This is a genomic window from Pseudarthrobacter sp. NamE5, from assembly GCF_005796225.1.
GTDB lineage: Bacteria > Actinomycetota > Actinomycetes > Actinomycetales > Micrococcaceae > Arthrobacter.
In genome coordinates this window covers 80,909-105,263 of sequence record NZ_VAHO01000013.1, presented here as the reverse complement: position 1 = coordinate 105,263, position 24,355 = coordinate 80,909, and the positions used below count along the sequence as shown (strand labels likewise).

Genomic DNA, 24,355 nt, shown 5'->3' with positions numbered 1-24,355 from the left:
CCCGCCTGGAGGCCCGAGTCAGAGGTCCTGGGTGTAAAGGCCCTGGCGGGCAAGGTCCTCCATCACCAAGCGGGCGAGTTCGGTGGCGCCCGCACGGTTGGGGTGCAGCGTGTCGCCCGTCATGAACAGCCGCAAAGTCGCCTCCGGGCCAATCTCGGTGAAGTAGGCGGAGGCCAGGACGTTCAAGTCCACCAGCGGCACGTTCTCCTCCTGCGCCAGGGCAACCGTGGAGTTCCGGTACCAGCGGTTCACCGAGGTGTGGACGCCGTCCACGAAATCCGTGGCACGTCCCTGCGGTGTGACAAGGACGGGAGTGGCGCCGGTGGCCGCGACCTGGCGGACCATGTCCCGCATGATCTCCTTGAACTCCGCCTCCGTGGTGGCGTTCTTGGCGGCTGTATCGTTGATGCCCATTTCCAGCAGGAACAGGTCGCCCGGCTTGATGTACTGCAGGATCGCCTCGAGCTGGCCGTCATTGCGGAAACCGCGGGCTATCTGGCCGCCGGTTGCCAAGTTCCGGACATCGAACTCTTCCGGGTCAACGAACTGGGGCAGCATCTGGCCCCAGCCGCCCTGCACGCTTGTTTCCAAGGGGTAGTAGCTGGCCACCGTAGAGTCACCGCCCACCCAGATGGTGGGGTCCATCTCCGGGTGCCGTGACACCTTCTCGATTTCCAGTGAGCTCAGGGTGAAGGCGGTGCCCGCCTTGCCTTCCGTAACCAGGAAGTTGAGCTGGCCGTCTGTCACCGGAATCTCGAAGGACGCGGTGGCGCCGTTGCCGGTGAGGTTCATTTCCTGGAAAACCCCTTCGGCTGCGAGGCTGGCCCGGGAGGTGTCGCCGAGTGTGGCAGTCACCTTATACAAACCTTCCTTCAGGTCCACGTTGAAGGTGTTGGAACTCTTGGTGCCGAACTGCAGGAAGCGCACGGCGTCGCTGCCGGCACCGGTCCCCTTGGCGGCAACGTTCACCATGTGTTCCGGGGTGTTGAACCCATAGCGGAGACCAGGGCTGTAGGCATCGGATGCGCTGACACCGATATAGCCGTCCTCCACCGGGCCGCCGCCGAAGTCGAACCTGTAGTTGCTGGGCTCGGCGTGAGCTGCCGGGGCCGAAAAGCCAAACCCTGTGCCGCCAATTACGGCAGCGGCGGCCAGGCAGGAGGCCAAAGGCTTCCGGGAGCGGCTCCTGCCGGCTCCGGCGTTGGAACTTTCAGTCACGTTCATCTCCTTTGATGATGAGTCAGCAGGCTCTGTTCTTGTATCGATTCAAAAGATGCAAGAAGTAATGTCACCTGCCGGAATGGGTTGTTCGCGTGGCTCTCGAATGAGATCTGCGTTACTGCATTTGTAACAGGCTGTTACATGCAGGGTCAAGACCCTTTGTTAGGTTTTTGTTCCAACTTGTTCAGCAATGTGACCGCCCCGGAGGAGACGTTTCGGATGCCTGGCAGGGCTGAATGGCGGTACCCTGCCGTAGCATCATGGCAGCGGCCGGACACTCGGCCGCACTGTGGAGAGGTTCCTGATGTCCTGGGAAACCGTCGTCGGAATAGTGGCGGGCCTGCTGCTGGCGTACGCCGTATTGCTCGTCCTGCTGTGGGTCTATGCGCGCCGCCACCCGGAGACCGTCACCATGAAGGATGCGCTGCGGATGCTGCCGGACCTGCTCCGTCTGATCCGAGGGCTGGCTGCTGACCGGACTGTCGCCGTCGGGATCCGCGTGCGGCTGGTACTGCTGCTTGCCTACCTCCTGCTGCCCATCGACCTGGTGCCGGATTTCATTCCGGTAATCGGCTACGCGGACGACGCCGTTATCGTGGCGCTGGTGCTGCGCTCAGTCCTTGTTCGGGCCGGACCTGGGGCGCTGGAGCGCCATTGGCACGGAAGCCCCGCAGCACTGGGCGTCATCCTCCGTGCGGCAGCCCCCATCCGCCGTCGGCCATAAAAACTTTCCCTTCTTCGACGCCTTTGGACTCAATGGCTGTTAGCGTAGAGGCCCGGCCATTGAAGGAGGAGCGATGACTATCAATTCACCCGATTCCCTGCCTGAGGACGAGCGCCCTGGGGACGAGCGCCCTGGGGACGAGCGCCCCGGAGGTGCGGAAGGCGCCATGCGGAAGGACGACGGCGGAATCCCCGCGGGCGGCGACGGCATCGGCATCGCTGCGGACGCGGAGCCCAACACGTTCGAGCCCGAGGAGGATCCGGACGCCACGGAGGACCCGAGGAGCTGACGCGCCGGGCAGCATGCCCTGCGCTCAAGGTTTAGTCAAGATTAACCAAAGGGGCTATATTTCGGGGATTTGCCAGCCTACTGGCCGGTAAGTTTCTTCCTGTTTCCACGTTATTTCCCCAACACGGAAGCACAGGGCCCCCCGCGCTTGAGCCTGACTCGCGCGGGGGTTCCGCCCCCAAACCCGGCCATTGACCGCCAGTGTGGTTCCTGCGCCTGTAGAGGATGGTCCCGGTTCCAGGTTCGACGTCGGCAAGGCCACCGCCGTCGTGCTTCCAGGGGGAACCGGCGAGGCGCATTCCTACGGCGCCTCCGGCCACTGACCTTGCCACCGCCGATGTTGGCCGTGAGGTGGGGCTGCAGGACCAGTTCTACTTCTCCCGGCAGTTCCGTCGGATGCATGGGATGAGCCCCAGCGCTTACCGGGCGGAACGGAAGGGCTAGGAGTCCTTGCCGTCCTGCCGGCGCACCATCTCGTTGATCCAAATAGGGCGAACGGGAACGTGCAGCCCGGGGGCGTGGGATAGTCCTTGAGAACCTGCAGGCGCTCGCCGATCTCCAGCGCTCGGCTTCGCAGGCCGGCATGCCCGATGCCGATCTGGGCCAGGCAGCTGTTCATGGCCCACTGCAGTCGCTCCGGGGCGTGCTTCATCTCCGCCTCGATGACTTCCAGCAGACCGTTGAGGTCCAGGCCCTCCGGCGCCTTGACCACGTGCTCGCTGGTCAGCGCCCATCCGGCGCTCGCCACCACCGGATCCGGATCAACCAGCCAGGCCACCCGCAACTCTTCGGCATACGGGCTCTTCTTCACCACGTAGTTCACCAGCCAGTCCTGGACCTTGGGCGCCCGCGACTCCCGCAGCATCTCGTCCAGCTCGGCCCGCCCCAGTGCCTTGGGCCGGCAGACCAGCAGAGCGAGCGACCGGGCCGCGGTATCGCCCGTTGACCACAGTCCGAGCGCGAGTTCATGCTGCGTCTTAAGCCGCTTGGAGATGGCGCGCAGCTTCGCGAGGTTCACGCCGGGGTCGTCGCCGTGCCGCTCGTTTACCTCCCGCGCCCGAGGGTCTTCGAGCCCGGCCAGCTCAGCCAGCAGCTCTTCCACGCTCGTCCCTGTCGACGTCGTCCCGGCCACCGCAGTTTCCTCTCCATCGTCCGCACCTCAACCTATGACGGAAGTTCCGTTATGAGGTGCAACGGTTTGGCTCCAATCGGTTGATTACCAGTTCCCGGGGCGGTGCGCGGCAGCACAATTTAAGGAATCAGAACGCTGACAAGGAGGCGGAGATGCGGCGGTCAGCATGGCCCGGCGCTATAACCCCGGCAGTACTTCTTTCCCTTTCGCTGCTCACCGCCTGCGGCGGACCGGCCACTCAGCCGCAGCCGACGCCGTCGAGCGCCTCCCCCTCGGCGGCGGTCTCCCCAGCGCCAACAGCAATGGAAACCACGACGGCGGCCGCGTCGCCAAGTGCCACAGGCGGCACGGCAACCAGCACGCCGCCGTCGGACGCCTGGACCACCTACACCACTGCGGCGGGTGACCTCTCCTTCGACCTGCCCGCCGGCTGGAACATCAAGGACCCGGCGGGGGAGCTGGCCGAGGGCGGCGGCGCTTTCGCTGAGGTGACCAGCGAGGACGGCAGGCTGCTGGCGACGCTCCGCACCAACATGGCCACCGGCTCCACCTGCACCGAAAGGTACCCCTACTCCGTGCTGGAATCCCAGGAAATGCTGCAGCTGGCGCAATCCGGCACCGTGCCACGGTACACGTTCGAAACCCGCGGCGACGCCGGCACGCCAGGCCCGCCGGACACCCCGGCAGCGGCCTACGGCATCACGTCCGCACCCCTGCCCGAGGGCGATTCGGCCTGCTACATCTTCCACTTCTTCACGTGGCCGCCCAACGCCGCCACGTTCGGGGCGTTCTACAACCCGGAGCTCAACCTCACGCCGGGTGATCCTTCCTTGCCCTACCTGGACAAGGCGAAACTGTATGCGCAGACTCCCGAGTACCAGGACATCAAGCGGATGATCACCTCGCTGCGGCCGGCGGGGTAGCGCCGTCCCCGGCTGGAACCCTAGGAGGCCAGGCGCGCACCTGCACCGTGGCTTGCGCCGGAGGGTTTGCCGCTGCTTTCGGTCCGGTTGATCTCGGCCCAAACATCGTCGAGTGAAAGTCCCAGGACGTCGGCGATAGCGGCGATGGTGGGAAATGCGGGGGTGGCGACGCGCCCTGATTCGATTTTCCGGAGAGTCTCCGGGGAAACTCGTGCCTCAAGCGCGGTTTCGAGCATGGGACGCTCGCCCCTGGCACGGCGCAGTAGGGCTCCGAGGCGCTGCCCGCGCTCCACTTCCCCGGCCGTAAGCGGCATTCTGACCATGGCTCCAATACTAATACCGGGATAATATGGCCGGGATAGTTATTGGTTGCGCAATGGGAGGCGCCGCATGATCGAGATCCTGAATCCCACCGAGCTTGCCCGCGCGAGGGAGGCCGGTGCCCTGGTGGCTGGCATCCTGCAGGCAATGAAGAGCCGCAGCACCGTTGGCACTAACCTCCTGGAGATTGACCAGTGGACCAAGTCCATGATCAATGGGGCCGCAGCGCAGTCCTGTTATGTGGACTACGCGCCGTCCTTCGGGCGGGGGCCGTTCGGGCATTACATCTGTACCGGCGTCAACGATGCCGTGCTCCACGGCAGGCCGCACGACTACACCCTTGCCGACGGTGACCTGCTGACCCTGGACCTCGCGGTCGCGAAGAACGGGATAGCTGCGGACTCCGCAATCAGCTTCATTGTTGGCTCTTCCCAAGACCCGGAAAGCGCCGCGATGATCGATGCGACCGAGCGGGCGCTGTCTGCCGGGATAGCAGCGGCCCGCCCCGGCGCCCGCATCGGTGACATTTCCCATGCCATCGGCACAGTCCTGGGCAAGGCCGGGTATCCGATCAACACGCAGTTCGGCGGCCACGGCATCGGTTCCACCATGCACCAGGACCCGCACGTCCCCAATGCGGGCAGGCCCGGCCACGGTTTCAAGCTGCGCCCGGGGCTCCTGCTGGCACTGGAGCCGTGGATCATGGCGGACACCGCTGAGCTCGTCACGGACACGGACGGGTGGACGCTCAAAAGCGCAACAGGGTGCCGGACCGCGCACAGCGAGCACACCATCGCCATCACCAACTCCGGTGCGGAAATCCTCACGCTCCCAACGGCGGGCGGTGGAATATCTGCGTGAGGCGGTGGCTTGTCGCTAGTGGGCCGACGTCGGCTTGATCGCCCCCGTGCTCCGGCGTGCTGGCCCTCCGGGGCTTCGTGCCCTTTTTTGAGTGCGGGCAAAGCAGCACTACCAGGAGGAGCAGGAGCACTATGACTATCGGCGCAGGAGCAACAGCGGACACGAAGCGGACAGCGCTCGTCGTGGGAGCCACCGGAATCGCCGGGTCGGCCCTTGTGGATACCTTGGTGAAGGAGGGATGGGCGGTCCTTGCCCTGTCCCGGCAGCCAGCAGCGGAGCGCCCCGGGGTACGGTGGCTTTCCGCGGACCTCACCTCGGCTGCATCGGTAAAGGCTGTGCTGGCGCCCGAGAATCCCTCGCACGTCTTCTTCACGGCGTGGTCCCGGCGTGACACCGAGGAGGAGAACATCACCGTTAACGCGGGGATGCTGCGGGATCTCCTGGCCGCGCTTCGGGGCAAGAACGTGGCCCATGTTGCCCTGATGACCGGCCTCAAGCACTACCTTGGACCCTTTGAAGCGTACGCAGCCGGAGAGATGCCGGATACCCCCTTCCACGAGGAGGAGCCGCGCCTGCCGGTCCCGAACTTCTACTATGCGCAGGAGGACGAACTCTGGGCGGCAGCGGAGGAGCAAGGCTTTACGTGGTCCGTTCACCGTGCACATACGGTAATCGGACACGCGGTGGGCAACGCCAGTGCCGTTCGTCTTCCCGGGATCCGAGATGCAGTGGAACGGCCTGACGGACATGACGGATGCCGGGCTGCTCGCCGAGCATATGCTCTGGGCTTCCACCACGCCCAAAGCCGCCAACGAGGCCTTCAACATTGTGAACGGTGACGTATTCCGCTGGCGCTGGATGTGGCCCAAGCTTGCAGCCTACTTCGGGGTGGAGTGGGAAGGGTACCAGGGGGAGCCCCGTCCTCTCGAGCAGTCCATGGCAGGGCGGGAGGACCAATGGAGGGAACTTGCCCAGCGCTACAACCTCAGAGAGCCGGACCTGAACCGTATGGCCTCCTGGTGGCACACGGACAGTGACCTGGGCCGTGGCATTGAGGTGGTAACCGACATGGGCAAGAGCCGCGATGCAGGTTTCATCGGATTCCGGCGGACGCTGGACGCCTTCACCGCACTCTTCGATCGCTACAAGGCAGATAACCTGATCCCCTGATCGTGTGGCTGAGCCGTTTGGGGGCCTCAGGCCCGGGCCCTCAAGCTGGAATCAGCCTCCGCTGCTGCAGGTCCTGCCACAGCTCGGCGGGAATGTCGGCGGACATGCGCTCCGCGCTCTGGCTGATCTGCTCCGGCTTGCTGGCGCCGACGGTGACGTTGACGACGGCCGGGTGGCGGAAGGGGAACTGGATGGCGGCGGTGGGGAGCTCGACGTCGTATTCCTTGCAGATCCTTGCCAGTTCCCGGGCACGGTCCAGGATCTCTTCGCTGGCCTGCGAATAGTTGTAGTGCGCGTCAGCGGGCAGCTCCGGCTTGGCAAGGATGCCGGAGTTGTAGACGCCGACGCTCACCACCCCGGTGCCCAGCTCCAGGCACCGGTCCAGCAGCCCTGCGCCCGGGCGGCCGTCAGAGCCGGGCTGTTCCAGCATGGTGAACCTGCCGGCCAGCATGAGCAAATCCAGGTCCGCCGCTTCCACGCACTCCATAGCTGCGCCGGCAGTGTTGGTGCCCACGCCGATGGCCCGCACCAGGCCTTCGGCCCGGACTTTCTCCAGGGCCGGCAGGGCAGACTTCACTGCGTCTTCCATGCTGTAGACGTCGGGGTCATGCAGGTAGGCGACGTCGACGTAGTCGAGGCCCAGCCGCTCCAGGGAATCCTCGATGCTGCGCCGCACCCCCGCTTCAGAGGGATCCCACTCCCGCCGCAGCACGGCGGGCACGTCGAAACCCTCCGGGTCCTTCGTATCCGCGGTCGCCGGCGACGGCACCAGGACCCTGCCGACTTTCGTGGAGATGACGAACTCGCTCCGTGGCTTGGCGGCGAGGAATTCGCCGATCCGCCGCTCGGACAGGCCGAGGCCATAGTGCGGTGCAGTATCGAAGTAGCGTATCCCTGCATCCCAGGCTGCTTCGATGGTTGCAGCCGCCTGCTCCTCAGAGATGGCCCGGTACAGATTTCCAACGCCGGTACCGCCAAAACCGAGACGTCCCATCTGGTTCCGCAACTGCCCGTTGTCCTGGTTCACAGCACTGTCCCTTCGTCCCCGCATCCACTGACCCACAATGGCAGGAGCCTAAGTCGGGGTGTTGGAGGTGTCAACGAAAGCGAGTAATTTTCTCGTGGACAATGGCGCTGGAAGCCGCCTTCCGACGTCGTGTTTCACTCTGTCAGGCCACTGAAGTTCCCCTGCGGGAAGTGGTCTGGGATGATGGAAGGGATGACTTCCCCCACCACTTCCTCCGACGCTCCCGTTCGCGCCCCCAAAAAGGGCAAGGACGACGGCGAGAGCAGCCGCCCGCAGGTCCGCCCGACGGCCGAGGGGTGGGAACAGGCGCGTACTTCCGAGGGCAGGCCGCTGCTCCAGTTTGCCTCCCCGCGGGTGAAGCAGCCGCCGGCGCATCTGGCCGACCTGACCCTGGCCGAGCGCGCTGCGAAGCTGAAGGAGCTTGGCCTCCCTGCCTTCCGCGCAAAGCAGCTCTCCACACACTACTTCCAGCACTGGACCACAAACCCGGGTGCCATGAGCGACCTGCCCAAGGCTGGCCGCGAGGAACTCGTCTCCCAGATGTTCCCGCCACTGCTTACCGAGGTCCGCCGCGTCCAGACGGACAGCGGGGACACCATCAAGTTCCTCTGGCGGCTGTTCGACGGCGCGCTGGTTGAGTCCGTGCTCATGCGGTACCCCGGCCGTATCACTCTCTGCGTCTCCTCCCAGGCCGGCTGCGGAATGAACTGTCCCTTCTGCGCCACCGGCCAGGCCGGGTTGACCCGCAATATGTCTACCGCGGAGATAGTGGACCAGGTGGTCGCCGCGAACCGCGTCATCGCTGCCGGCGAGCTGGGTCCGAAGGAGCACGACGACGAGCGGGTCACCAATATCGTGTTCATGGGCATGGGTGAGCCCCTGGCCAATTACAAGCGCGTGATGGCGGCCGTCCACCGCTTCGTGGACCCCTCGCCGGAGGGCCTTGGCATGTCGGCCCGTAACATCACCGTCTCCACGGTCGGGCTGGTCCCGGCGATCCGCAAGCTCGCGGACGAGGACGTCCCGGTCACCTTCGCACTGTCCCTGCACGCTCCGGACGATGAGCTGCGCGACGAGCTGATCCCGGTGAACAACCGCTGGAAGGTGGACGAGGCACTCGACGCCGCGTACGACTACTACCGCAAGACCGGCCGCCGGGTCAGCATCGAGTACGCACTGATCAAGGACATGAACGATCACCCCTGGCGGGCGGACCTGCTGGCCAAGAAGCTCAACCAGCGCGGCCGGGGCTGGGTGCACGTGAACCCGATCCCGCTCAACCCGACTCCGGGCTCCATCTGGACCGCCTCGGACAAGCCGGTGGAGCAGGAATTCATCGCACGACTCCGGGCCGCCGGCGTGCCCTGCACCCTGCGCGACACGCGGGGCAAGGAGATCGACGGCGCCTGCGGGCAGCTCGCTGCGGCGGACTAGGGGTAGCGGGCTGGTGCTGCAGCCAGATGTCCTGCGCGCTGGCTCTTACCCCGCCAGCGCCGCGTGTATAGCGGTCGACAACGCGTTGCGGTGCTTGTCCAGCCAGGCGAGCCGTTGGTCTTCCAACCGGATTTTGGCGTAGTCGTTGTCGGAGAGGCTTTCCCCCAGCCGGGCCCGGCTGAGCCGCCCCAGGCCGCGCTTCAACCGTTTGGCCTCCAGTAGAAGTGGCAGTGCCTCAACCTCAACCTCGGTAGGCCGCAGGACTTGGTTGTAAGCGGCCAACAGTTCGGTCACCCGGCCCAGGTCAAGGGCCACTTTATTATCGGCTTCCCCTGGGCGGGTGTAGACCTTGCCGACGTCGTGCACGGCGACGGCAAGATCCAGAACCCGCACGTCCGGGTGGGCACTGTCGAAGTCCAGAACGCCCGCTACCTGGCCGCCGTTGAACACGAGACTGCCGCGTCGGGCACCTCCGTGCACCACCACCCGGGGCAGGCGCGGCAGGAGGCTGGCTAATTGCTCCGCCAGGTACGCGGTCCGGGCCCTCAAGGCGTTATCTACCCCTTCGTCGTTTGCCCGGCCGCGCAACTCAGCCAGCACGGCCGGCTCGGTCACGGGCGCTGGAAGGTCGGAAACGGTGTGGTGGTACTTGGCCAGCATCCGGCCCAAGGCCCGCACATGCTCGCGGGATGCATCGTCAAACGGTGTCCCTCCGACTCCCCGCGTAGCAATCCACAGGCGGCCGTCCAGGTCAGCGTAGTCCTCGCCGGAGCAGGCGGAGACTACCTCCGGTGCGGGGAATCCCCGCTCGCGGAGAAGCCGCATCAGACGCAGCTGGCGGACCAGCTCCTCGGGCGGTTTTGACCGGTAGGAGCGGCGCAAGTAGTGGTCGCCATCCCCGGCAGAGACACGCAGGTGCTCGTTCTTGCCGCCGGTCACAGGGACAATTGAGTTCCAGCCACCCAGCGGCCACAGACCGGCGAGCTCGGCCAGCGGGAGCTCCTGCCCCGCACGGTCCAGCAGGATGCCAACAGTTGCGGTCATGCGCCTGCCCGTCCATCTACCACCCGGTTGAACTCATCCCGGTAGTGCCTGAAGATGGCATTGCCGCCGTTCCGCCAGTCACCGTCCCCGCCTTTGACTTCCCGGTTGAGGCTGTGGAAAAGGTATCGGGCCCAGTGGAACTGCAGGTTCCGCAGGCGCTCGAAGCCGGCTACCTCCCGATAGGCGGCAAGGAAGGCGTTGCACGGCTGGTCTGCCCGGGAAATGCCACCGGTGGCCAAGTAAACGCCATGGCGTAGCCGGTGCAGGAACTCGGCCACATCACGTGAGGGATCCGCTGGCGCGCTGCGATCGAGGTCGATCACCGTGACGGTGTCCTCGGCCAGGAAGACATGGATCGGCCGGTACTGGCCGTGGCTCTGTGCCAGGATGCCGTCTACGGTGTCATGGGTGAGATCGTCCAACCGTTCGAGCATGCCCAGAGCTACGTCGGTGTAGCCCGGATGGTCAGCGACCACTTTGGCAAGGCGTTTGGCCAGGCTGGTCAGTTCCCCTGTCACCAGGAGGGAATGTTGGGCCCCGATTTGGAGATTTACGCCGTGCAGGTGGGCCAGCCATGCTCCGGCCCGGGCGCAGCCTTCGGTGAGTTCAGCGTCGTCGTTGAACATCTCCGACAGTGCCCGGCCCGCGGCTCCCTGGCACAGCAGGACCTTCTCGTCCCCGTACCACGCCAGCGGCTCAACTGCCTGGAATGGGGAACCGGCCCCCAGTCCGGCGTTGCGCAGGGCCTGCAGTTTTGCGTGCACGGCCGGGCCATCCTCGAAGGGGAACAGCTTGGCGAAAACAGGGGGGCCGCCGCCGAGCTGGATCTTTACGGTTGCGGCCCCCGAACCGTCCAGTTGAATCACCTGGGTTGTCCACTGACCGCCGTCCGGAGCGCTGGCGGCTGCCGCCTTCATGTGTGGGCGGACGTAGCGGTCAAGGAACTCCGGTGCACAGACCCGGTCGGCGCGATTGATTTGCTGTTCCTTGATCTGGCGGTGCTGGGACTGGACTTGGGTGCGGTTCATGTGTCCTCCGTTATTGGGAAGGGGTTATCGGTTAACCAGCGCACGCGTGCGCACTCGCGATGCAGCAGCAGCGCGAAATTGAGGGCGTCCTTGGGCTGCCGGGGTAATACCGCCTGCTTCGTCAGCAGGTTCTGGCATTTCTTGGCGATCACAACCAGCCGCTGGGCTTGGAACACCTCCGGCAGGGCCGCCAGGTCCGCGTCCGTCAAGGAGGTTTGGCTGCGGTAGTGGCGGAGGAAGGTGCGGCAAAGGTCCAGGTTGACGGCGGGACCATCGTGCCGGATCGGGACTTCCCGGCAGAAAGACCTCAGCGCATAGGCCAAGTCCAGGGCCAGGAGGTCATGGGCGGATCGGTCGAAGTCGAGCACCCCGGTCAGCCGGTGCCCGTCGACCAGCACAGCGGACTGGCCGTAGGAGCCGTGGATCACCAGAGAGCGCATGTCCTTCTGTCGCTGCCCGAGTCCGACGTTTAGCTGCTCCATGCGGTCGGCCAGGTACTGGGCCTCACTGGTCACACCCGCAGCAGCATCTGTTGGCAGCAGCGGCAAGACGACGTTGACGGCGGCGTACAGGTTCTCCTGCCCGAGCTGTCCGAGGGAGGCCAGGCTTGATGACCGCTTCGATTCCCCCATTGGCGTCAGTTCGGAGACGATGGAGTGGTAACGACCCAGTCCCCGGGCAGCAGCCTCGAGTTGGGCCCCGTCAGCGGGATCGTAGGCCCGCCCTGGCAGCAGGCCCATGACCATGTGCAGGACGCCATGAACCTGGACATAGATGGCTCCGTCCTGCGTGCGCTGGATGGGCGGGGCGGGGTAGCCGTGCCCGCGCAGGTGCTCGATGAGAGCGGACTCGAACTGCGCCCCTGCCACGGTCTTCAGGTTGTGTGAGCGTCGCAGCACCACCATGCCCACATCGGTTTGGACGAACCAGCTGATGTTCGATGAGCCCTTGTCGGTCCGGCACCAGGAGTGCCAACGGCCGAAGCCGTAGGCGTTCTGCAGCAGTGGGAACAGTGCGGCTTCATCGACGGTGGTGGCCGGTAGCCGGCCTCCTTGGCGGGCTACGGAACTGTGGAGCAGCATGTGCTCCGCCCTTTCGGCTGCAGGATCTGTGACGCCGGAGAAGGCAGGCGTCCCGCTATCAGTGGTGCGACCGGTCAGGTCGCTTTGGTCCCACCGGAAACTGGACTCGGTCACTGTCGGCCTCCTCTCGGGTAGGTAATGGGCTGGTCGGCCTCGGCTTTGGACTGTGGTGGTGAGTGGTGGTGTCCGTTGCTGCGTGCGCTGCGGTTCCGGGCGGGGCGTGAGCCGGTGATCCCTTGTAGAAGGCACATTTCGGTATAGAGGCCGCCGGCGGCGATGAGGCGCTGGTGGGTACCGCGTTCCATCACCCTGCCCGCATCAAGAACGACAATCTCGTCGGCTGCCATTGCCGCGGTCATGCGATGCGTGATGATCACTGTGGTCCGCCCGGATGCAACGTGCCGAAGGGCATTTAGCACTGCGCGCTCTGCTCGGGCATCCAGGCCCGTTGTCGGTTCATCGAGCACAAGGATCGGGCAGCCCTGCAGCACTCCGCGCGCCAGCGCCAACCGCTGTCGCTGGCCTCCGGACAGTGTGGCCCCGCGCTCAGCCAGCACGGTGTTGTAACCGCGGGGAAGCGCCTGCACGAAGTCGTGGGCCTGGGCAGCCCGGGCTGCGTCCTGGATTTCTTCGAATGAGGCATCCGGGCGCCCGTACGCGATGTTCTCCCGCACGGTCGCCCGGAAAAGCACTGCGTCCTGGGTAACCAGTCCCACCTGGGAATGCAGGCTCGCGACGGTGAGGTCACGCAGGTCCGTGCCGTCCAGAAGGACCCGGCCGCTGGTGGGGTCCTGCAGGCGGCACATCAGCGCAGCGATGGTGGATTTTCCGGCTCCCGTGGGTCCGACGACCGCCAGGGTGGTGCCCACCGGCACGGTCAGGTCCACATTCCGCAGGACGGGACGGTCCTGGGTGTAGGCAAATCCAACCCGGTCCAGGCTCAGCTGCTTTCGGGGCGGGCCCGCGGGGCGGGCATCGGGCTTGTCCTGGATGTCAGGGCTCCGCCCGAGCGTGTCAGCGATACGTGCTGCTCGCACCCCCGCACGGGTCAGTTGGGCGGGCAGCTTGGACAACGCGCGTGTTGGCCCGAAAAAGTCACGCAGGTACGAGGTGAAGATGACCAGGTCGCCGGGGGTGAGCGCGCCCTGGAGCACACGCTGGGCTCCAAGCCAGATCAGGCCTGTGGTGGCCACAGCGACAACCGCGTCCACAGCGGCACCAAATGCGGCGCTTGTGCGCGCTGAGCGCAGTACAGCTGCGACCGATGCATCGGAGTGGTGACGGAAGCGCTTGGACTCGTGCCCTTCCCGTCCTGTGGCTTTGACCAGTTTGATCGCTACCAGCGACTCCTGCGCGACCGCCGCCAGGTCACCCTCGCTATCGCGGGCATTTTCCTCCACCGCCCGGATGCGGGCTCGAAAGCTGGTGACCGTGAGCATCAGCAGGGGCAGCACCATGAGCAGCGCCAGGCTGAGTTGCCAGTCCAACACCAGCAGTACGCCCGCCATCCCAGCCAGTGTGAGCACATGGGTGGAGGCGTCAACGAACGTCACGGTCAGCAATGCCCGGACTTTGTCGACGTCTCCTGTCAGGCGGGTTGTCAGCTCACCGGTTGGGGTCCTTTCATGGTAGGCAAGGGGCAGCCGCTGCAGGTGATCGTAGAGCCTGGTGCGGATGCCTGCGGCGACGCGTTCGCCGACCACGGTCAGGATGTAGCTTCGGGCTGCGCCGACCAGGGAGTCCAGGACGGCGATGGCGGCCAGTGCCACGACGACCAGGACCAGGATGTACTGGACATCCTGGCTGCTGGGGTTCCCGCTGGGCAGCAGCACTTCGTCGAAGAGATATTTCAGCGGCCATGGCTTGAGCAGTGCGATGCCGGTACCGGCGACGGCGAGCAGGGCGGCGAGCAGGCAGCCGAACCATTGCGGGCGCAGGAACGGTCCGAAGGTGCGCAGGATCGCCGGGGCGCGCATGACCGGAGCGGGGGTGCGGGTCCTGCTGGTTCGTCTCACCGGTGCCTCCCTCCCGCGGCGGCGCCGACTGCCCCTTCCCAGGAGTCCAGCCAGTCAGGGACGAATGAGGAGTCCGCGACCGGGCGCACCACGAGGCGGTAGAAAAGGACCTCGGCGAAGGTGCGGGCAACATAGGCAGGGGCGGACCGGACCGCGTCTTCCTCGCCGCCGGCACCCGAGTAGCCTTCCAGGAAGGCGTCCACCCAGGGCGCGGCGGCCGCCAGGTTTCCGTGCCGGGAGGCTCCCATGGTCAGGGTCTGCCCGATGAAATGGCCGAGGTCCCGCCCTGCAGGTGCCCAGGCCGCCCGGTCAAAATCGATAACCACGAGACGGTGCCGGTCCAGGTGGATGTTCTTGGGCTGGAAGTCCCCGTGTGTGAGCACGCGGGATCCTCCGGCTTTGGCCAGCTCCTCAAGGGTGGCTGCGGTGAGCTCGGCCAGCCTGCCTGCGGCACGGGGAAGGAGTCCGGCCAAAGCCTCGGCATACTCGGTGAGCTTGCGCCGCTCGAAATCTGCCGCCAACTCGGGCGCGTGAACTCCCTGTACTTGGTGCAGGCGGGCGAGCCAGCGCCCAGCCCGGCCCGCCTCCGGCGCGGCCGATCGTGGGTCGCCGTCCAGGAGTGAGTGCAGCGTGGTGCCCGGGGCCTCTTCCTGCGTGAGAAGCTGACGGGACGGGTCGAATCCGTATGGTGCAGGAACCCGGAGTTCGGAGTCGCCGAAGCCAGCCTGACGCAAGCTCCTGAGCAGCCGCCACGCCTGCTCGCCGCCACCGGCGCGGTACCCCTTTCCGATTACTGCCAGCGGAGCTGACGTGCCGGACCGGGATTCAAGGGTTACGGTCCACCGAACCACTGGGCGGCTGCGGGAGGCGTGCACGACCGAGCGCGTGAGCACCTCCGCCCGTCCCGGAGCCAGGGCATCGAGCGGTGGAGGAGAGGCGAGCAAGGTCTCGGCAATCGCGTACCTCTGGGCCCGTACATCACCATCAGGGTTCGGCGCATTCACGTCCGGCCTCCTGTCACGCCGCGGTGAACCCGGGAGGCGAGCCGTTCCCGGGCCGCTTCCACCGCTGCTTGGGCAAGCTCGTCGTCGATTTCACCCAGGCCTATGAGCACATGGAAAGATCTGGCCTGGGCGTGCAGGCTGACGAGAAGGCCGTGCCCCGGTCCCGGTCCGTCGGGGTCGCGCCAGGCGGTGTCTTCGTCACCGGCCAGCGCTACCCATACTTGTGTTGTCCGGTTGGAGGCGCCCTGCCAGCTGGTTCCTCCGGTGCGCTGCAGCTCTGCCACACCATGGCGGAGTAACCGGTAATAGTCCGGTGACAGGCAGGTGTGGACTGTGATCCCGTCTACTGCCGGGGGCAGATCGTACGCCACCAGCAGTGTGGGATCAGCGTCGTCGATGACCACCCGTTTGAACAGCCCGTGCAGGGGACTGTCCTCCTGGACATTCCTCAACTCCGCCGCGATTACTCCGTCCTCCGAATGGATGCTGACTTCGTAGCGGTCATGGACACCTCCGCCGTCGGCTAAGCCGCCGGGGTGGTTCGCTGGGAGGACCATGTAGCTGTTCAGCTCCTCCTGGCGGTTCCAGTCGTCCGTGGGGTTGCCAATGACCAATACGCCCCCGTTTGGGCCCCGGTACGCCAGGTAGACCAGCCGGCCGCCGTGCTCCGGGGCCAGCACCGCGAACAAGTGCCTGCTCCGCAGCACCAGTTCCTCGGTGCCGTCTTCGTCGATGTCCGCCAATTCTGCTTCCAGCGGGCGGGCCGGGCGGCCGAACCATCGGGCGGCGGCGGCCAACACGCAGGCCGCGCGCGCATGGCTGGCGACCGCCTTGGCCCAGGCAGCCGGTGGCCGGTCGGGGCGCTCAGTGTCGTGCCACCCCGTCTCGTACCCGGAAGCAAGCAGGTGCTTCCAGGCCAGCGCCGTCAGCCGGGGTTCCGCCTCCGCTTTCTCTGCCTCGGCCACTGCACGGCGCGTCCGAGCGAGGTGGTCCTGATAAGGAGCCCAGGCTTCGTCCTGGCCCCAGCCGCTGTAGTCTTCTCCCGCGTGCCAGTCCTGGGCCAGTTCCACGAAGGTTCCCCGTTCCAGGACACGCACACCCGGGCGCCTCCGGCGCTGGCGGAGCCACCCCGGCAGGTCGACAGGCACAAGATTGGGCTGGGTGGCCAGCCAACGCAGGAACTCCTCATACCGTCCGAGGGCACCGGGATCCCACGGCCCCACTCCCGCGCTCTTTTCCATGTCGTCCGCATAAACCAGGATGCTGTCGTCGCCGGGAGCTGTTGGAAGCTCGGCGGCCCGGGACAGGCTGCGCCAGTGGCTCCGGTCCTCCGGCGGGATCCAGTAGCGCAGCCGGGTCGACATGGGCACTACCTGCAGGCCCTTGCCGCCCTTGATGCGGTATGGGCGGAGCGCGTCGGCAGGAGGAGGGCTGGCCGGGTCAGCTCCGTCAAATTCGAGCCTGTCGCTGGCGCCGTGGGCACCATCGGAGGGGTACAGCAGCCGGTCATCAAGCAGAACGTAACGATATCCGCCATTTGGCAGCCGCGGGTCGGCCAGCACTTTGGCCAGACGGTCCGTATCCCATACGCGCTCGGGGACCCAGCAAATCTCCAGATCCGCGGGGGCGCACCCGAGGTGGCGCCGGTAGAGCCAAAACAACTCCTGCAGTTGCCGTCGGTTGAACTCCCTGTCGAAGGCGGTAAGGACATTTTCCGAATATGTTCCGCCCGTCAGCGAGACCAACCCGACATCGCGAAGCCGGCGGACCTCCGCCAGGAACCAGGGGTGCTGCCAGGCCGCGGCTTCAATCAATGTCCCGGACAGATGGAGGTTGAGCGGGACGCGGTACTTCTCGTGCAACCGCAGCAGTGCCGAGTATCCCTTAACGAGCGCCGTCAGGCCCTCCCGGTCCTCATAGCCGTCTGAAATCAGGAACTGATTGGCGTGATGGACAAGCGCCAAGGGAAGCGGAGCGGGCCGCTGCCTTGACCGGAGTCCCGCGTTATTCACCTGAACGGCGCTCCAACTGACGTCCGCGTTACGGCGTGAATGCAGCGCCTCCTCGTACAGGGCCACATATTCACGTACCGGTGCCCGCCAGGAGAAGTCTGCACCCATTGCCCGCCGCTGGAGCCGGTTCCATTCGGGACGCCGCGAGTAGACTGCCAATGCGTTGTCCACTGCCGACAGCATCGAGGCGACGCGGCGTTGCACGAAGACAAACCCCAAGCCCTCGGCGGGATCCTCCATGTAGTCCGTCACGGTGTCGGCGAGGCCACCGGTGCGGCGCACGATGGGGATGGTGCCGTATTTCAGGGCGATCAGCGGGGTCAGCCCGCACGGCTCAAAAACGGACGGCGCAAGGAAAAAATCACTGCCGGCGTAGATCTGCCGTGCCAGGGGCTCACTCGATGTGGGATGGTAGCTCACGCTTCCCGGGTAACGCCGGGAGGCCCACTCGAGCTTACGCCGGTACCGGGGCGCACCCTCACCGAGCACCACCACTTGGGCGCCCCTGGCGACAAACTGCTCCAATGCGGAAGTCAGCAGACCAACACCCTTCTGGGACACCAGCCGGGCGACCATGCCGAAGACCGGACGGTCCGGCGCGGGCTCTAAGTTGCTCAGCCGCTGCAGGACTTCCTTGTTCGCGCGCTTGCCGGCCATAAAATCGCCGTCGTAGCGCGTGTCAATCCAGGGATCCCGCACCGGATTGAACTCGTCGTAGTCAACGCCATTAAGGATGCCGCGGGCCGCTTCCCTGCGAGTTTGCAGGAGCCGGTCCAGGCCCGCACCCTGAGCCGGAGTGAGGATCTCCTCCATATAGCGGGGACTGACAGTGTTGATCCGATCTGCGAAAGTGATTCCCCGTTCGAGCAGACTCCCCGCCGGCGGCAGCCCTATCAGCTGATCCGTTGCAGCTCCCACGGGGCCCTGATAGGCGATGTTGTGGATGGTGAAGACGATCCCGGTACCGGCCAACGCCTGCCGGTGCTGTCCCTGTCGGGCTTCCTGGGCAATCAGCCCGCAATGCCAGTCATTGCAGTGAATGATGTGCGGACGCCACGTCTCGTGTGCAGCCAGCGCGGTGACTGCCTTTGAGAAGAACACAAACGGTATGACATCGCCGTCCTGGTAGCTGTACGGTATCTCCCGGTCGAACCACCCCGGAGCGTGAAGTGTCAGCACCTCCACCCCGCCCAAGGACGGGAGCCGGCGCACGATGACACGCTCGGCGACGGGACCGAACGGCACATCGAACGTCAGCACCGGACTGCCCCCGAGACCCCTGTACGCCGGGATTATGAGACGGACGTCGAAGCCAAGCTCGGATAATCTCTTCGGCAGCGCACTGCTTACATCAGCCAGTCCGCCCACCTTCATGAACGGGTAGGCCTCGGTGCTCGCGAACAGCACCCGTTGCCTTGGAAGGGGCCGGGGAGTGAGCAGGTCCTCCTCTGGGTTTATTTGCCGGCGGGTGCCGCCGGCGGTCCCGATGCTGCCGATAGCTGGGTCAGTAGTCATCGCACCGGCGTCCAAGGGCAAAGTCACTCGCGCTATTACTGCACTGTTCGTTTTCACGGCGGCCCGGCCCTGTGGGCGGGTAGGCAGGAGTTCCCCTTAGGGCGGGGGAACCCGAGCAATGGGCGGTATGAAGCCTGTATTCGGGGTTATAGTACAAAAGCCCTGGCCGGTCAGGGCATTCCCACAGATTTGATGAGTCCTTGTTCTGGTTCATGCGTATTCCTCAATTGCATTGATGCGTCAAAAGCGCAGTAATGCGAAGGAATTCCCCCGAGTTTTCTTCTCATCGGGGAGGGAATGGAGGCGGCAATTTCTTCACCGCTGGCATTTATCCGTTTTGTTCTGCAATTACCGTTCTGCTGGCCGGAGAGTAGTGCAGAGCGGCGGGCTATCGGCTGAATCCTGCACGTCTTTGCGGCTCCGGGTGGCTGTTCAGGTGCCGGTACCCGTCACCGGAGGTTGTCGCTTTTTGCGCTGTCGCCTGGGCGCCATACCGTTTTCGTGCCTAATCATCTCCCGGTGCGCGGGTTGGACCTGGAGCCCCGCCTTCGTGATCGCGTTCCGCCCTCGGATGGCCGACGCCGGGAAGTGGCGGGTGAGGAAAGGAATCGAAGCTGAAATCACCACCTCGCGCGTGGGATGGAAGTAAGCGCGCTGCTTGGCTTAGTTAAAGAGTTCATGGCCGGGCCCAGCGGATGTCAAGGTGGAGGGCTTGCTTGACAGGCAATTAGGGGGTTTTAAGACAAATTAGGGGCTTGAAGAAGCCTTCTATGACCGCTGAATTCTTCGTACCTACCTAATGCAGGGGAAGCGGAGCGCGGCCGTCAGGCACTGAAAAGCGGCTGTGACGGAGTCCACTGACATCTGCGATCGGCGTGCACCGGGCCGGCTGCGGAAAGCAGCCGGCCCGGTGGATGAAGCGGGATCAGCTAAATACCCTTACTTGGTGGAGGTTGCAAGTTCCGCCAGTACGGGCACATCTACCCACGCTTCCTTCTCGGCGGACTCAATGATGGCGTCATCGATAAGCGCGGTTTGGTAGCCATCAGCGAAGTTGGGGCTCACGCTCCCACCTTCTGCTATCGCCTTGAAGAAGTCGTGGGCTTCGATGATCTTGGTTTCGCCGTAGCCGACGCCAAGGGCTGGGATGGGCCAGAGCCCCTCGCCGTAGGGGTGGGCCGGACCTGTGTAAACGGTGCGGAAGCCGCGCCGGTCGTTGCCATCAGCGGCGAAGCAGACCTGCAGCTCGTCGCGGCGCTCATAGTTGAAAAAGATGCTGCCTTCGGTGCCGTGTATTTCGAAGGTGATGAAGTTATTCCGGCCGTAGGCGTTCCGGGTGGCTTCGATCGAGCCGACTGCACCGTTGGCAAAGCGGACCATCGTCAACACCTCGTCGTCCACGTCCACTTCTCCGCGCGGGCCCGCCCCGCCCCGGACATTGCCCAGCGCGTCAGCTCCGCCGGTCTGGAGCGGGCGGTCCGGAATGAAGGTTGAGAGGATCGAATTAACGGAGGCGAACTCCCCAACAAGGTAGCGGGCCATATCGATCACGTGCGTGGCGATGTCACCCAGTGCACCCGAGCCAGCGATGTTCTTCTGGAAACGCCAGGAGAGTGGTGAGTCAGGATCCGCTGACCAGTCCTGCAGGTAAGTGCCGCGGAAGTTCAGGATGCGCCCGATGGCGCCTTCCTGGATGTACCTCTTGGCCAATGCCACTGAGGGTGTCCGACGATAGTTGAAGGCCACCATGTGGACAATACCGGTGTCCTTGACCGCCTCATACATCGCCTTGGATTCCTCGCCGGTACGGGCCAGCGGCTTCTCGCAGATAATGTGCTTGCCTGCTTGGGCGGCCGCGATGGCAATCTCAGCGTGCAAGTGGTTAGGGGTGGCGATGTCCACGACGTCGATCGCCGGGTTTTCGACAATGCTGTGCCAATCGGTGGTTGAGTTCTCGAAACCAAAGCGGCGGGCGGCCTCGGAGGCAAGGGACTCATTCGCTTCCGCGATGGTGTGGCGGACCGGGATGGCGGGGGCAGGCCAGAAGAACATGGGCATCGCCGAGTACGCCAAGGAGTGCGCCTTGCCCATGAAACCGCCTCCGATGAGGCCGACGTTGAGGTTTTTCACGATCGTGTTCCTTTTCAAAGTGTGGGGTCAGGGAAGGAGTTGCTGGAGGTACTTCCGGCTGATTTCGGCAGCCGCTTTCGGATCGCCGTCGTACTCATCAAGTTCCACCATGAGCCAGCTGTCGTAGCCGCTCTCCTTGATGGCCGCGATGATGTCCGGGAAGTCCAGCTCGCCCTGCCCGAGGGGCAGGAATGCGAACGGATCCTTGCGGTAATCCTTGAGGTGGACGTGCCGGATCCGGTCCGGATACTTGCGGATGACGGCTGCAGGGTCGCCCCCTCCGGCTGCCAGGTGGGCGGTATCGGGGCAGAATCCGATGCGGGTTAACCCCATAAGCCGCTCCAGCTCGTCCGGGTTCTCCACGATGGTGGTCAGGTGCGGGTGGTAGCTGGCAGCGAGGCCTGCTGCCTGGGCAATGTCGTTGACTCGGTCCAGTGCCTCACCGAGCCGCCGGTAGTCCTCCTCGCTGGTGCCGATAGCGCGGCGCGCACCGCCTCCAACCACCAGCCGCTCCGCCCCGAACGTTGACGCGAGCTCGGCGGCGCGCTGTATGCGGTGCAGCTCGTCGGGGAGGATATCGGCGTATATGAAGTTGGCGCCGGTGTAGACGCTGACCAGGGAGACGCGGGCCTTGTCGAGGATGCCCCGGAGTTCTTCCGGCCTGTCGGTGTATTCAGCCACGTTGCCGTCGAACATCTCCACGCCTTCGTATCCGGCGGCGGCAATGTCGGTGACTGCCTGGTCCATGGGCCCGTGGGTCATGTAAAAGAGATCCTTGACGCTGGTCACGCCGACCGGGTGGCCGACCACGCCGCCCCAGGTGATGGTGCAGTATCCGAGTTTCATGCTGAGCCTTTCTGGACATTACTTCTTGCGGGCGAGGGCGACGGCGAGAATGATGATCGCGCCCCGGACGACCTGCTGCTGGCTTGCATCCAAACCTGCGAGGATGAGGCCGTTGTTGATGAGGCCGATCAGCAGGGCCCCGAAGAGGGTGCCGATCACGGTGCCGGCTCCGCCGAAGAGGCTTGTGCCGCCGAGGATGACGGCAGCAATGGCGGATAGTTCGTCACCTGCCCCCCACTGGAAGCGGCCGGACTGCAGGCGGCCGGCGTAGAGCATGCCGGCGACGCTGGCCACTGCACCTGAAATAAGCAGAACCTGGAATTTGATCTTTTTGGTGTTGATGCCGGTGAACTCCGCTGCGGTCCGGTTGCCGCCGGTGGCCAGTACCTGGCGGCCGAACCTGGTGCGGTTAAGGACCACGGCGCCAATCGCCACGAAGATTGCGCTCCAGACGATCAGGCCGGGAACCGGGCCGATGTTGCCGGAGCCGAAGAGGGTGTTGAAGGTGTCATCGAGGATGGGTTGCGGTGCTGAGGCGGTGATCCATTGTGCGGTTCCGGCGGCGATGCCAAGCATGCCTAATGTGACCAGGAACGAGGGGATCCCCAGCAGGCTGACCAGCGCTCCATTGATGGAGCCGACCAAGAGGCCGACGGCGAGACCAGCGAGGATGCCTGGTATCAGCCCCCACTGCGAGAGCGCCATTGCAGTACAGACACTGGAGAGGCCTGCCACCGAGCCGACGCTGAGGTCGATTTCTGCGCATGATATTACGTAGGTCATGCCGACTGCGATCACCGTGATCGTGGCCGTTTGCCGGAAGATGTTCAGCAGGTTGTTCGGTGACAGGAAGCCCTGGTCACGTAGGAGGACGGCGAAAAAGAGGAATACGACAACGAAGCCGATGTAGATGACGTAGCGCCGCCAGTCGAGTTCCTTCAGTGCGGTACCAAAGCTGCGCCGTGCCTCGGTGGTGTTGCCGGGGCTGATTGCGGTTGTCTTGCTCATGGTTAGACTCCCTGGACTGCGAGTTGGAGATATTCCTCGTCAGCGATCTCGCTGCGGGGGATGTCTCGGAGGACGGAGCCGTCCTTCAGGACGAGAACGCGGTCGCTGACCGCGAGGAGTTCGGGATACTCGGAGGAGATGACAATGACCGCCTTGCCGGCGCTGGCCAGATCGCGGATCATGTCAAGAATTTCGCTCTTGGTGCCGATGTCGACGCCCGCGGTGGGCTCATCAAGGATCAGGATGTCTGGATCGTTGCCCAGCCACTTGGCGATGACGACTTTTTGCTGATTACCGCCGGAGAGGAGCCGCACAGGCCGGTTCGGATGGGCGACCTTCACGGCGAATTTCGAGATCAGCGATGAGGAAAGTTCCTTACCGGCGCCTTGGTCCAGAAGCGGTCCCCGCCTGATCTTCCCAAGGAGCGGCAGCAGCAGATTCTCGCGGACGGAATGGTCCAGCACAAGGCCTTGGGCCCGCCGGTCCTCGGGCACGAGGGCAATGCCGGCGTCGATAGCCTGCTGCGGAGAGGCGAGGCTGGACTTTTTGCCCCGGATCAGGATTTCGCCGTCGTCCACCCGGTCGATGCCGAAAAGCGCCCTGGCCAACTCAGTGCGGCCGCTGCCCATCAGCCCGGCCAAGCCCAGGATCTCTCCTGGGCGGAGCGTGAAGGACACGTCCCGTACCCGCCGGCCGGCCGTAAGCCCGCGCACCTCCAGAAGGGGGGCGCCGTCGTGGATGATGTGGTCCCTGGCGCGGTAGGCGAGTTGGCCCTCGATCTTCTTGCCCACAATGCCTTCTACGATCTGCTCCGGTGTGACATTGGTCAGGGGCTCCGTTAGCAGGCGGCGGCCGTCCCGGAGGATGGTGATCCTGTCCGCGAGCCGGTAGACCTCGTCCATCCGGTGCGAGATGTAGATGATGGAGATGCCACGCTTTTTTAGTCGGTCAATCAGCTCGAAGAGTGCTTCTGACTCATGCCGCGCAAGGCTGGCGGTGGGCTCGTCCATGATGAGCACCCGGGCATTCTGCGAGAGTGCTTTGGCGATCTCCGTCAGCTGCCAGTAGGCGGTGCCTAGCCGCGAAACTTCGGCTCTGGGGTCGACGTCCACTTCCATTTCCGCGAAGAGCTCTCTCGACTTGCGCACGGCGGTGCGGTCATCGATAAGAAGACCCCGGCCCAAGGGCTCGGCCGCGAGGAAGATGTTCTGTGCGACAGTCAGGCTGGGCACCAGGCTGAACTCCTGGAAAACCATGCCGATGCCGGCGGCCTTAGCGTCCTGGATGGAGTTGATGGCAACGGGTTTGCCACTGATGAGGATGTCCCCTGCATCCGCGTGGTAGACGCCCTGGAGGATCTTCATGAGGGTGGACTTGCCTGCACCGTTGCCACCTGCGAGGGCGTGGACCTCGCCTTTTCGGACTTGGAAGTCGACGTCCTTTAGGACGGAAACGCCGTTGAAGCCCTTTGAAATGGAACGCATTTCGACGACGTCGCTGTTGTCTTGGGTATTCATTGGTGCCCTTCCCGAGTGGCAGCAGGAGCGGCGGTGCGGGGACAGGAGTCCCC

General features: G+C 64.8%; 20 protein-coding genes and 2 pseudogenes. 8 read left to right on the top strand and 14 right to left on the bottom strand.

The window, feature by feature from the left end:
* Window positions 1-18 precede the first annotated feature (18 nt).
* On the bottom strand, window positions 19-1,218 hold the full coding sequence (locus FDW84_RS15065; protein WP_205754751.1) for a rhamnogalacturonan acetylesterase: 1,200 nt from the start codon (window positions 1,216-1,218) through the stop codon (window positions 19-21).
* A gap of 307 nt (window positions 1,219-1,525) precedes the next feature.
* Here FDW84_RS15065 and FDW84_RS15060 point away from each other — a divergent pair, with 307 nt between their 5' ends.
* From FDW84_RS15060 to FDW84_RS15050, 4 genes are all read left to right on the top strand, one after another.
* Complete coding sequence (locus tag FDW84_RS15060) at window positions 1,526-1,945, top strand: YkvA family protein (RefSeq protein ID WP_138610321.1); 420 nt, start codon at window positions 1,526-1,528, stop codon at window positions 1,943-1,945.
* A 73-nt stretch (window positions 1,946-2,018) separates the two neighbouring features.
* Window positions 2,019-2,234, top strand: coding sequence for a hypothetical protein (locus FDW84_RS15055; RefSeq protein ID WP_138610320.1), 216 nt, complete (start codon window positions 2,019-2,021; stop codon window positions 2,232-2,234).
* A gap of 190 nt (window positions 2,235-2,424) precedes the next feature.
* A complete protein-coding gene (locus FDW84_RS19915; protein WP_256371733.1) occupies window positions 2,425-2,556 on the top strand; it encodes a hypothetical protein in 132 nt (43 codons plus the stop codon).
* A gap of 28 nt (window positions 2,557-2,584) precedes the next feature.
* Window positions 2,585-2,677, top strand: coding sequence for an AraC family transcriptional regulator (locus tag FDW84_RS15050; protein ID WP_240721539.1), 93 nt, complete (start codon window positions 2,585-2,587; stop codon window positions 2,675-2,677).
* Here the strand turns inward: FDW84_RS15050 and FDW84_RS15045 are convergent.
* Window positions 2,674-3,365 (bottom strand): annotated as a pseudogene (locus tag FDW84_RS15045) (DNA alkylation repair protein). The gene FDW84_RS15050 and the pseudogene FDW84_RS15045 overlap by 4 nt on opposite strands.
* 152 nt (window positions 3,366-3,517) lie before the next feature.
* On the opposite strand from FDW84_RS15045, the gene FDW84_RS15040 reads away from it, so the two are divergent.
* Window positions 3,518-4,288, top strand: a complete 771-nt coding sequence (locus FDW84_RS15040) for a hypothetical protein (RefSeq protein WP_138610319.1) — start codon at window positions 3,518-3,520, stop codon at window positions 4,286-4,288.
* A gap of 20 nt (window positions 4,289-4,308) precedes the next feature.
* On the opposite strand, the gene FDW84_RS15035 is transcribed toward FDW84_RS15040, so the two are convergent.
* A complete protein-coding gene (locus FDW84_RS15035) occupies window positions 4,309-4,611 on the bottom strand; it encodes a helix-turn-helix domain-containing protein (RefSeq protein WP_138610318.1) in 303 nt (100 codons plus the stop codon).
* A gap of 67 nt (window positions 4,612-4,678) precedes the next feature.
* Here FDW84_RS15035 and map point away from each other — a divergent pair, with 67 nt between their 5' ends.
* Entirely contained in the window at window positions 4,679-5,470 is a 792-nt protein-coding gene (gene map / locus FDW84_RS15030; RefSeq protein WP_138610317.1) for a type I methionyl aminopeptidase, read from the top strand.
* 131 nt (window positions 5,471-5,601) lie between these two features.
* Window positions 5,602-6,640, top strand: a pseudogene (locus FDW84_RS15025) (SDR family oxidoreductase).
* Between the two features lie 40 nt (window positions 6,641-6,680).
* Here FDW84_RS15025 and FDW84_RS15020 read toward each other — a convergent pair.
* The gene (locus tag FDW84_RS15020; RefSeq protein WP_138610316.1) at window positions 6,681-7,667 is read right to left on the bottom strand and encodes an aldo/keto reductase; all 987 of its coding nucleotides are present in this window, start codon (window positions 7,665-7,667) and stop codon (window positions 6,681-6,683) included.
* Between the two features lie 192 nt (window positions 7,668-7,859).
* On the opposite strand from FDW84_RS15020, the gene rlmN reads away from it, so the two are divergent.
* Complete coding sequence (gene rlmN, locus FDW84_RS15015; RefSeq protein WP_171046796.1) at window positions 7,860-9,101, top strand: dual-specificity RNA methyltransferase RlmN; 1,242 nt, start codon at window positions 7,860-7,862, stop codon at window positions 9,099-9,101.
* Window positions 9,102-9,146: 45 nt separating this feature from the next.
* Here rlmN and FDW84_RS15010 read toward each other — a convergent pair whose 3' ends face one another.
* The 10 genes from FDW84_RS15010 to FDW84_RS14965 form a co-directional block, all read right to left on the bottom strand.
* Window positions 9,147-10,145, bottom strand: a complete 999-nt coding sequence (locus FDW84_RS15010) for a phosphotransferase enzyme family protein (protein ID WP_138610314.1) — start codon at window positions 10,143-10,145, stop codon at window positions 9,147-9,149.
* On the bottom strand, window positions 10,142-11,173 hold the full coding sequence (locus FDW84_RS15005; RefSeq protein WP_138610313.1) for a phosphotransferase: 1,032 nt from the start codon (window positions 11,171-11,173) through the stop codon (window positions 10,142-10,144). The genes FDW84_RS15010 and FDW84_RS15005 overlap by 4 nt, the downstream gene beginning before the upstream one ends.
* Window positions 11,170-12,369, bottom strand: a complete 1,200-nt coding sequence (locus FDW84_RS15000) for a phosphotransferase (RefSeq protein ID WP_138610312.1) — start codon at window positions 12,367-12,369, stop codon at window positions 11,170-11,172. Before FDW84_RS15000 ends, FDW84_RS15005 begins: the two co-directional genes overlap by 4 nt.
* Window positions 12,366-14,270, bottom strand: coding sequence for an ABC transporter ATP-binding protein (locus tag FDW84_RS14995; protein WP_138610311.1), 1,905 nt, complete (start codon window positions 14,268-14,270; stop codon window positions 12,366-12,368). Before FDW84_RS14995 ends, FDW84_RS15000 begins: the two co-directional genes overlap by 4 nt.
* Entirely contained in the window at window positions 14,267-15,274 is a 1,008-nt protein-coding gene (locus FDW84_RS14990; RefSeq protein ID WP_138610310.1) for a phosphotransferase, read from the bottom strand. The genes FDW84_RS14995 and FDW84_RS14990 overlap by 4 nt, the downstream gene beginning before the upstream one ends.
* The gene (locus tag FDW84_RS14985) at window positions 15,271-18,801 is read right to left on the bottom strand and encodes a glycogen/starch synthase (RefSeq protein WP_138610309.1); all 3,531 of its coding nucleotides are present in this window, start codon (window positions 18,799-18,801) and stop codon (window positions 15,271-15,273) included. The genes FDW84_RS14990 and FDW84_RS14985 overlap by 4 nt, the downstream gene beginning before the upstream one ends.
* 939 nt (window positions 18,802-19,740) lie before the next feature.
* Complete coding sequence (locus FDW84_RS14980; RefSeq protein ID WP_138610308.1) at window positions 19,741-20,931, bottom strand: levoglucosan dehydrogenase; 1,191 nt, start codon at window positions 20,929-20,931, stop codon at window positions 19,741-19,743.
* Window positions 20,932-20,958: 27 nt separating this feature from the next.
* Window positions 20,959-21,777, bottom strand: coding sequence for a sugar phosphate isomerase/epimerase family protein (locus tag FDW84_RS14975; RefSeq protein WP_138610307.1), 819 nt, complete (start codon window positions 21,775-21,777; stop codon window positions 20,959-20,961).
* A gap of 18 nt (window positions 21,778-21,795) precedes the next feature.
* Complete coding sequence (locus tag FDW84_RS14970; RefSeq protein ID WP_138610306.1) at window positions 21,796-22,785, bottom strand: ABC transporter permease; 990 nt, start codon at window positions 22,783-22,785, stop codon at window positions 21,796-21,798.
* 2 nt (window positions 22,786-22,787) lie between these two features.
* A complete protein-coding gene (locus tag FDW84_RS14965) occupies window positions 22,788-24,302 on the bottom strand; it encodes a sugar ABC transporter ATP-binding protein (protein ID WP_138610305.1) in 1,515 nt (504 codons plus the stop codon).
* Between the last annotated feature and the right edge of the window lie 53 nt (window positions 24,303-24,355).